General features: G+C 68.8%; 8 protein-coding genes and 1 tRNA gene. 3 read left to right on the forward strand and 6 right to left on the reverse strand.

Annotated elements, in window-relative coordinates:
- Positions 1-66 precede the first annotated feature (66 nt).
- Genes TR42_RS03850 through TR42_RS03865 form a run of 4 tightly spaced genes read right to left on the reverse strand, consistent with a single transcriptional unit; the run spans position 67 to position 4,071 of the window.
- A complete protein-coding gene (locus TR42_RS03850; RefSeq protein ID WP_042213239.1) occupies positions 67-888 on the reverse strand; it encodes an ABC transporter permease in 822 nt (273 codons plus the stop codon).
- The gene (locus TR42_RS03855; protein ID WP_042213240.1) at positions 888-1,754 is read right to left on the reverse strand and encodes an ABC transporter permease; all 867 of its coding nucleotides are present in this window, start codon (positions 1,752-1,754) and stop codon (positions 888-890) included. Before TR42_RS03855 ends, TR42_RS03850 begins: the two co-directional genes overlap by 1 nt.
- Positions 1,755-2,903 (reverse strand): ABC transporter ATP-binding protein, encoded by a 1,149-nt coding sequence (locus TR42_RS03860; RefSeq protein WP_042213242.1) that lies wholly within the window; start codon positions 2,901-2,903, stop codon positions 1,755-1,757. It abuts the gene before it with no gap.
- Positions 2,890-4,071 (reverse strand): ABC transporter substrate-binding protein, encoded by a 1,182-nt coding sequence (locus TR42_RS03865; RefSeq protein ID WP_042213243.1) that lies wholly within the window; start codon positions 4,069-4,071, stop codon positions 2,890-2,892. Before TR42_RS03865 ends, TR42_RS03860 begins: the two co-directional genes overlap by 14 nt.
- A gap of 218 nt (positions 4,072-4,289) precedes the next feature.
- On the opposite strand from TR42_RS03865, the gene TR42_RS03870 reads away from it, so the two are divergent.
- Both TR42_RS03870 and TR42_RS03875 read left to right on the forward strand, forming a co-directional pair.
- Positions 4,290-5,723, forward strand: a complete 1,434-nt coding sequence (locus tag TR42_RS03870) for an NAD(P)/FAD-dependent oxidoreductase (protein ID WP_081953156.1) — start codon at positions 4,290-4,292, stop codon at positions 5,721-5,723.
- A gap of 87 nt (positions 5,724-5,810) precedes the next feature.
- Entirely contained in the window at positions 5,811-7,268 is a 1,458-nt protein-coding gene (locus TR42_RS03875; protein WP_074789193.1) for a sugar porter family MFS transporter, read from the forward strand.
- Positions 7,269-7,339: 71 nt separating this feature from the next.
- Here the strand turns inward: TR42_RS03875 and TR42_RS03880 are convergent.
- Positions 7,340-7,420 (reverse strand) — tRNA-Tyr (locus TR42_RS03880).
- A gap of 122 nt (positions 7,421-7,542) precedes the next feature.
- Here TR42_RS03880 and TR42_RS03885 point away from each other — a divergent pair.
- A complete protein-coding gene (locus TR42_RS03885; protein ID WP_042213445.1) occupies positions 7,543-8,034 on the forward strand; it encodes a YajQ family cyclic di-GMP-binding protein in 492 nt (163 codons plus the stop codon).
- Positions 8,035-8,110: 76 nt separating this feature from the next.
- Here the strand turns inward: TR42_RS03885 and TR42_RS14095 are convergent.
- On the reverse strand, positions 8,111-9,637 hold a 1,527-nt coding region (locus tag TR42_RS14095; protein ID WP_236623338.1), incomplete at its 5' end, for a hypothetical protein.

The following is a 9,637-nucleotide window of genomic DNA, read 5'->3' on the forward strand; positions in this document are numbered from 1 at the left end:
TTGTCATTGGGAATCGAGAAGGGCCCCGATCCTGGTTCGGATCGGGGCCCTTCTCGCGTACCTGGCCTAGAGCGCCGAGGCCTTGCCGTGGGCGCGACGCCGCGAGAGCAGCTCGCCGCCGATGACGATGCCGAGCGCGAGCAGGAACATCAGCGTGCCGATGACGTTGACCTGCATCGGCACACCGCGCTGCGCGGCACCCCACACGAACATCGGGAAGGTCACCGTGGTGCCCGAGTTGAGGTTCGTGATGATGAAGTCGTCGAACGACAGCGAGAACGACAGCAGCGCCGCCGCGAGGATGCCCGGGAACACCAGCGGGAACGTGATGCGCCAGAACGTCTGCCACTCGTTGGCATAGAGGTCCGAGGCGGCCTTCTCGAGGTTCGAGTCGAGACCCGCGAGACGCGAGCGGACCGTCACCACCACGAACGAGATGCAGAACATGATGTGCGCGATCAGCACCGTCCAGAAGCCCAGCTGACCGCCGAAGCCCGCCGCGACGAACAGCGCGAGCAGCGACGAGCCCATGACGATCTCGGGCGTCGCCATCGGGAGGAACAGCACGAGGTTCATGGTCGAGCGCCCCTCGAAGCGGTGGCGCACCAGCGCGAACGCGGCGAGCGTGCCGATGATCGTGGCGACCAGCGTCGACAGCAGGCCGATGCTGATGCTCACGCGCAGCGACTCGCACATGCCCTGCGGCTCGCAGGGGTTGAGCCAGTTGTCCCAGGTGAAGGACTGGAACTGGTAGAGGTTGCGCGACTCGGACGAGTCGTTGAACGACATCAGGGCGACGATGAAGTTCGGGATGTACATGTACAGCAGCACCAGGATGCCGAGGGTCAGCATGAGGTGCTTGCCGATCCAGCTGCCGAGGCGGGTCATCACAGGAGCTCCTCCGTTCCCGCGCGGCGGACGTAGAACATCACCATCGCGACGATGATCACCATGAGGATCACCGACAGCGCCGCCGCGTGCGGGTAGTCGCCCGACGTGGTGAACAGCTGCTGGATCTTGTTGCCGACCATCTGGGTGTTGGGGCTGCCGAGCAGCGACGCGTTGATGTAGTCGCCGGTCGCCGGGATGAAGGTCAGCAGCGTGCCTCCGACCACGCCCGGCAGCGACAGCGGCCAGATCACCTTGGTGAAGCGCTGGAACGGGCTCGCGTACAGGTCGGCCGCCGCCTCGTTGAGCTTCGGGTCGATCTTCTCGAGGCTCGTGTACAGCGGGAGGATGGTGAACGGCAGGAAGTTGTACGTGAGGCCCATGATCACCGCGAACGGCGTCGCGAGCAGGCGCCCGTCCTCACCGAGGATGTGCAGCGTCTGGAGCGTGTTCACGATGAACCCGTTGTCCGCGAGGATGAGCTTCCACGAGAGCGTGCGCACCAGGAAGGACGTGAAGAACGGCGCGATGACGAGCACCAGCATCACGGTCTTCCACCGGCCCGCCTTGAAGGCGATCGCGTAGGCCAGCACGTAGCCGAGCACCAGGCACATCAGGGTCGCGATGCCCGCGTACATGAGCGAGCGCGCCATGTACGGCCAGTAGTCCCCGAGCGCCTCGACGTAGTTGCCGATGCGCCACGTGAGCGTGTAGCCGTTGATGGGCGAGCCCGTCGCCGGGTCCGACAGCGACGTGGTGAGCAGGGACAGCATCGGGAACAGGAAGAAGACCGCGAGCCAGATCGCGGCCGGCCCGATGAGGAGGTAGGCGGCGTTCTTGCCGAACACCCGCTGGAGCGAGGCCATTCAGTCCTCCTCGAGCCCTGCCTCAACGTCCTGAGCGGAGTCGAGAAGGAACGCGAACTCGGGGCGCCAGGACACGTCGACCTTGGTGCCGACGGGGATCAGCCCGCCGCGGCGGCCCGTGTTCTGCTCGAAGCAGGTGATCTCCTGACCCCACGGCATGCGGAGCGTGTAATCGGTCGAGACGCCGATGTAGCTCGCGTCGACCACCACGGCGCCGGACAGCGCGGCGCCCGGAGCGTCGAGGGCCTCCCCCGCGGGCTGGATGAGGACCTTCTCGGGTCGGATGCCGACCCAGCCGTGGTCGGAATCGGTGTGGACCTTGCTCGCCTTGATCGTCGCGATGGTGCCGTGCATGTCGACCTTCACCACCGCATCGTCCCCGGTGCCCTCACGGCCGACGACCGTGCCCTTGATGAGGTTGGAGCGGCCCAGGAAGTTCGCCACGAACGTGGTCTGCGGGTTGGTGTAGAGGTCGTACGGGGCGCCCATCTGCTCGATGCGGCCCTTGTTCATGACGGCGACCGTGTCGGCCATCGTCATGGCCTCCTCCTGGTCGTGCGTGACGTGCACGAAGGTGAGGCCCACCTCCTCCTGGATGCGCTTGAGCTCGACCTGCATCGCGCGACGCAGCTTGAGGTCCAGCGCGCCGAGCGGCTCGTCGAGCAGCAGCACGTCGGGCCGGTTGATGATCGCGCGGGCCAGGGCCACGCGCTGCTGCTGGCCGCCGGACAGCTGCGCCGGCTTCTTGCCCGCCTGCTCGGTCAGCTCGGTGAGCGCGAGGATCTCCTTGACCTGGGACGCCGGATCCTTCGCGCCGCGGCGCTTGGGACCGAACGCGACGTTCTCCGCGATGGTGAGGTGCGGGAACAGCGCGTAGTTCTGGAACACCGTGTTGACCGGCCGCTTGTACGGCTTGGCGTAGGTGATGTCCTCGTCGCCGATGTGGATGGTGCCCTTGGTGGCCTCCTCCAGACCGGCGACCATGCGCAGCGTCGTGGTCTTGCCGCAGCCCGACGGGCCGAGCAGGGCGAAGAACGATCCCTGCGGGATCACCAGGTCGAGCGACTCGACCGCGACGAAGCCGTTCGGGTACCGCTTGTGGAGACCGGTGAGCTTGAGGTCCCCGCGGGCCTGATCAGCCAATGACATCCGCGTATTCCTTCTCGTACTGCGATGCCTTGGCCTCGTCGAGCGCCATGAAGCCATGGGTCTGGGCGAGGTAGTCCGCGGTCGGGAAGATGAGCGGGTTGTCGACGAGCGACGGGTCGATCTTCTCCATCTCCGCCTGCGCACCCTCGACCGGGCACACGTACCAGACGTAGGCGGCGAGCTTCGCGGCGACGGCGGGGTCGAAGTAGTAGTCGATCCACTTCTCGGCGTTCGCCTTGTGGGTGCCCTGGACCGGGACGATCATGTTGTCCGACCAGATCATCATGCCCTCCTGCGGGGGCAGGAAGACCAGGTTCTCGTCCTCGGCGGCGGCGACGTCGCCGGACCACGCGACGCAGGCCGCGATGTTGCCGTTGGCGAGGTCGTTGATGTACTCGTTGCCCGTGAACGCACGGATCTGACCGTCGGCGCGCGCCTTCGAGATCTTCTCGAGCGCGTTGCCCCACTGGTCGTCGGTGAAGTTCGACGGGTCCGCGCCCTCCGAGAGGAGCAGCAGGCCCATGGTGTCGCGCATCTCGGTGAGCAGGGTGACCTTGCCCTTGAGGTCGGAGCGCGTGAGGAGCTCGTCCATCGTCTGGACCTCGCCCACGAGCGACTTGTTGTAGGCGATGCCGGAGAAGCCGGACTGCCACGGCGCCGAGTAGTCGCGGTTGGGGTCCCAGCCGACGCCCTGCAGCGACGAGATGAGGTTCTTGTCGAGGTTGGGCACGTTGGCCTTGTCGAGCTTCTGGATCCAGCCGGCCTCGATCATGCGGGCCGCCATCCAGTCGGTCAGCACGAACATGTCGCGGCCGGTGGGCTGGCACGCGCCGAGCTGGTTGCGGACCTTCGCGAAGAACTCGACGTTGTCGTTGACGTCGGGCGTGTAGGTGACGTCGATGCCCGTGTCCTTCTGGAACTGGGTCATGGTCGAGACGTAGTCGCCGTCGTCCTCGTCGATGTACTCGGGCCAGTTCGACATGTTGAGCACGGCCTCGGCGTCCGAGAGGTCGGTGGTGACGCAGCCCGCGTCGGTGCCGCCGCCGTTGCCGCGGCCCATCATGTAGACCGCTCCGATGCCTGCGAGACCCGCCGCACCTCCGATCATCAGACCGCGTCGCGAGACGCCCTTCTTCTGCACTTCCTCCGGCGGCGTGACCTCGGACACGTCGACCTCCTTGACTCCGGGCGAACCCGATCGAATGACAGCGAGTGAACAGCGAGTGACCAGATAGTGGCATGCCCCCCGCGGGATCCCGAGCCCCTTAATCAAATTGGGATCAGCAATCGGGCGTTTTGGCCTGAGAATTTACGCGCACGAAACGACTTGTCCGAGCGCGCATATTGCAGCGATGTTTCGCAGGTGACGCGCACCACACTTGATCCATGAATCGACGCTCGGGCGCGCGGCGCCCCGCCCCCGCCGATCCCGCCGGTCGCGCACGTGCGTACGCGGACGTCTCGTTGTGGCTCGCGACCTCGGGAGACGACCTCGTCGCGCAGGATCCGCTCACCGGCGACCGCGAGGTCGACGTCGCGATCCTCGGCGCCGGCTTCACCGGGCTGTGGACGGCCTACTACCTCGCCGAGGCGCGACCGGACCTCCGCATCGCCGTGGTCGAGCGGGAGATCGCCGGCTTCGGCGCGTCGGGCCGCAACGGCGGCTGGGCCTCCGCGCTGTTCCCCAGCTCGCTCGCGACCCTGGCCGCCGGGGCGTCCCGCGAGGACGCCCTCGCGCAGCATGCCGCGATGCGCGCCTCCGTCGACGAGGTGATCCGCGCGAGCGCGGCCACGGGCATCGACGCGGGCCTCGCCAAGGGCGGCACCGTGGTCCTCGCCCGCACCGCGACGCAGCTCGCGAGGGCTAAGGCGGAGGTGGACGATGCGCGGGCGTGGGGACGCGGCGAGGACGACCTCGCGCTGCTCGACGCTGCGCAGGCGCGTGCGCACCTCGACGCGACCGGCGTGCTCGGCGGCACGTACACGCCCGACTGCGCGGCCATCCATCCCGGCCGGCTGGTCCGCGGCCTCGTGCGCGCCGTCCGCGAGCGCGGCGTGCGCGCCCACGAGCTCACGGCCGCCACGCGCATCGTCCCCCACCGCGTCGAGACCGAGCGCGGCACCCTCACCGCGGCGCACGTCATCCGCGCCACCGAGGGCTATACGCCGGGGCTGCCCGGCCACGAGCGCGACGTGGTGCCCGTGCACTCGCTCATCATCGCGACCGAGCCCCTGCCCGCCGCGATGTGGGACGAGATCGGGCTCGCACGGCGCGAGACGTTCACGGACGGCAGGCATCTGGTCATCTACGGGCAGCGCACCGCGGACGACCGCATCGTCTTCGGCGGACGCGGCGCGCCGTACCGGCTCGGCTCGACCGTGCGGCTTGATCGCCGGCACGCCGCCGCGGTCCACGGGCACCTGCGCGCCACCCTGGTCGAGATGCTCCCCGTGCTGCGCGACGTCGAGATCACGCACGCGTGGGGCGGTGCGCTCGGGATCGCGCGCGACTGGCACGCGTCGGTGGGCCTCGACGAGCGCACGGGCCTCGGCTGGGCGGGCGGCTACGTCGGCGACGGCGTCACCACCACCAACCTCGCCGGCCGCACGCTGCGCGACCTGGTCCTCGGCGCCGACACCGCCCTCACGCGCCTGCCGTGGGTCGGGCATCGGTCCCGTCGCTGGGAGCCGGAGCCGGCCCGGTGGCTGGGCGTCAACGCCGGTCTCAGGGCGATGGGAGCGGCCGATGCGGAGGAGCGGCTCACCGGTCGCGAGAGCCTCGTCGCGCGCCTCATGGGCCCGCTCACGGGCGGTCATTGACGCCTCCTGCTCGGCGAGCGCACGGGGGCGATTCGGACTAGCGTCGATTCATCGGGGTAGGTCCCGCACTCATGACAGGAGCGCGCAGTGACAACGCAGTCTTCCTCTCCGGCGGCACCGCAGCGCCTTCACGGCCGGGTGGTCGCCATCAGCATCGGCGCGGCGCTCGGCGGATTCCTCTTCGGCTTCGACTCCTCCGTGATCAACGGCGCGGTCGACGCGATCGAGGGCGAGTTCGCGCTCTCCGAGGCGGTGACCGGCTTCGCGGTCGCCTCCGCGCTGCTCGGGTGCGCGGTGGGCGCCTGGTTCGCGGGCGGGCTCGCGAACCGCTACGGCCGCATCCGGGTCATGGTGATCTCCGCGATCCTCTTCTTCCTGTCCGCCTTCGGGTCGGGCTTCGCCTTCGGGGTCTGGGACCTCATCGGCTGGCGCATCCTGGGCGGCCTCGCGATCGGTGCGGCCTCGGTGATCGCGCCCGCCTACATCGCCGAGGTCGCGCCCGCGACGTTCCGGGGGCGGCTGGGCTCCCTCCAGCAGATGGCGATCGTGCTCGGAATCTTCGCGGCGCTGCTGAGCGACGAGGTGTTCGCCTCGACCGCCGGCGGCGCGTCCGAGGAGCTGTGGCTGGGCCTCGACGCGTGGCGCTGGATGTTCCTCGCCGCGGCCGTGCCCGCGCTCATCTACGGCCTCGCCGCGCTGCGGCTGCCCGAGTCGCCGCGCTACCTCGTCACCAAGCATGAGGACGAGAAGGCCGCGCAGATCCTCGAGGACTACACCGGCGAGACGGACCCGCACCACAAGATCGCGCAGATCCGCTTCTCGCTCGGCACGGACGAGAAGCGCTCGATGCGCGACCTGCGGGGAAGCGCGCTGGGCCTCCATCCGATCGTGTGGACAGGCATCCTGCTGTCGATGTTCCAGCAGTTCGTGGGCATCAACGTGATCTTCTACTACTCGACCACGCTGTGGAAGTCGGTCGGCTTCGACGAGTCGGACGCCTTCACCACGTCCACGATCACCTCGCTCACCAACATCGTCGCGACCATCATCGCGATCTCGCTGGTCGACCGCATCGGCCGCCGGCTGCTGCTGCTCATCGGCTCCGCCGGCATGTTCGTGTCGCTCGCGGTGATGGCGATCGCCTTCGCGAACGCGACCACGGACGCCGCCGGCGAGACCGCGCTCGAGGGCGCGTGGGCGACCGCCGCGCTCATCGCCGCCAACACGTTCGTGGTGTTCTTCGCGGCCTCGTGGGGTCCCGTGGTGTGGGTGCTGCTGGGCGAGATGTTCCCCAACCACATGCGCGCCACCGCGCTCGCCGTCGCGGCGGCGGCCCAATGGATCGCGAACTTCCTCATCACGGTCTCGTTCCCCGGGATGGCCGACATCTCGCTCGTGTTCGCGTACGGGTTCTACGCGACGATGGCGCTGCTGTCGTTCTTCTTCGTGCTCGCGCGGGTGCCGGAGACGCGCGGGGTGGAGCTCGAGGACATGCGCGACGACGCGAACGCGCACACCAAGGAGGACGCCGCCGCCGGGATCTGACCGGCCGGCGACGCGTCTCGCCGTGAACGCGAAAGCGCCCCTCCCGATCCCGGGAGGGGCGCTTCCTACGGTGGCAGGTGAGGGATTCGAACCCCCGAAGCTTGCGCGGCTGATTTACAGTCAGCTCCCTTTGGCCGCTCGGGCAACCTGCCGTGCGCCGCGAGCGGCGCGCATGGAAGGATAGCAAGGATCGAGGGCGGAACGCGAATCGCGTCCGGCCGCCCTCACCCGCAACCGACCACGGCGCCTCACGCGCGCCGAGATGGAGGACGAGATGGCAGGCGACAGCAGCTTCGACGTGGTGTCCAAGGTGGACCGCCAGGAGGTCGACAACGCCCTCAACCAGGCCGCGAAGGAGATCGCGCAGCGCTACGACTTCAAGGGCGTGGACGCGTCGATCGCGTTCTCGGGCGAGGACATCCTCATGAAGGCGAACAGCCCCGAGCGCGTCAAGGCCGTGCTCGACGTGTTCATCGCGAAGCTCGCGAAGCGTCAGATCGAGATGAAGGCGCTCGAGTGGGGCGAGCCGGTCCAGTCCGGCAAGGAGTACCGCCTCGCCGCGAAGGTGAAGGAGGGCATCGCGCAGGACGTCGCGAAGAAGCTCACCAAGCTGGTCCGCGACGAGGGCCCCAAGTCGGTCAAGGCGCTCATCCAGGGCGACGAGCTCCGCGTGACCTCCAAGTCGCGCGACGACCTGCAGGCGACCATCGCGCTGCTCAAGGGCGCCGACGTCGAGGCGGCGCTGCAGTTCGTCAACTTCCGCTGAGTCTCTGAAGCCGATGCCCGCGTCCCCACCGGGGCGCGGGCATCGTCGCGTCGAGCGGATGCCTCCACGCTCGACGCTAGCTGACGGGGTGGATCGTGTACACGATGCCGTGGGCATCCAGGAGGTCCAGCACCTCATCGCTCGCGCCGATTGTGTGGGAGGTCTCGCTGGCGAAGAAGTGCCAGTGCGCCTGTACGACGTCACCCGTGGCGATGAGGTGCGCGTCCGACTCGATCTGACGCTTGACCGCCGGGGTCAGGCTCACGCGCCCGACCTTGGACTCATGCGCCACTCCGTCGGCGACGACGTCGAAACGGCGCGCCACGTCATTGCAGCCGTTGACGCACGCAGCGGTGGACAGCGTGACCTGCGTATCGACCGCGGCGGCCGTGCTCTGAAGGTGATCTTCGAGGAACTCCTGAGCCGCCACAACGGATTCGAAGGCACGGGTCGTCTTGCCGACGACGTGGCCCGCTCGCTTCATCGTCGCCGCCAGCTCATCGATCCCGACCTTGCCCCGCTGCAGCTTGAGGATCGCCTCGTCGGAGAACCCGGCGGCTTCGAGCCGGTCCCACTCCTCCGGCGCCATCGCTCGTATGACGCGCCTCTGGATACCCACCGGAAGCCATCTCAGCGACACCACCGCCGCACCGACCCTTGCGACGAGTTCAGGATGCCGCGCCGCGAACCTCGCCACCTTGGCGGGGATGGCTGCGGCGTCCCCTGCTCCAGGAGCCAGGCCGACCAGGGAGAAGCTCACGCCCACCCAATCCGCCTGGATGGCGGCGCCGACTGCGTCGCGGACATCCGCGACGCTCCCCGTCACCGCGCCCACCACAGGGATGGCCCCGGACGCGCCGGAGGCGAGGTTTCCCAGCAGCCAGGCCACCGTGTCCCCTTGCTTGACGTCCCCCACCACCGCGCCTTGCGCGAACTCCCAGGCGTACGTCGCCGCGTCGACCCGTTCATCGAACCACAGCGGGTCGAGACCCTGGCTCTCCCGGTTCTCGACCTCGTAGCCGTCGTCGTGCCCGTCGCCGTCCGTGTCGGCGAGGTCGGGCGCGGTCCCGAGCGTGACCGCCTCGAGCTCGTCATCGAGCCCGTCGCCGTCGGTGTCCTTCTCGAACGGATCCAGCGAGAGGTCGGCCTCGTCAGCATCGTCCAGCCCGTCGCCGTCGGTGTCTCGCACCAGCGGATCGGAGAACAGCGCGTAGTCGACGCCGCCGACCGGGTCGTTCCGCGCCTCGCCGGCCTCCGCACCGTCGGAGAGCCCGTCGCCGTCGGTATCGGCCACCTTCGGATCCGTCACATACGTGACGCCGGCAACGGTCACCCATCCGAGCAGCTCGGTTCCGTCGCGGAGCCCGTCACCGTCCGAGTCGGCGCGCGTCGGATCCGACACCCCCTCGAACACCGCCTCCACACCCGAGCCCGACACCACCGCACCGGCCTCCAACCCATCGGCGAGACCATCACCATCGGTATCCGCGCGCAGCGGATCGGTCACGAACATCGCACCTGCAGCATCGGCCCACCCGAGAACCTCGGACCCGTCGCCGAGCCCATCGCCGTCCGAGTCCGCGCGCGTCGGATCCGACACCCC

Source organism: Demequina mangrovi, assembly GCF_000759715.1.
Taxonomy (GTDB): domain Bacteria; phylum Actinomycetota; class Actinomycetes; order Actinomycetales; family Demequinaceae; genus Demequina; species Demequina mangrovi.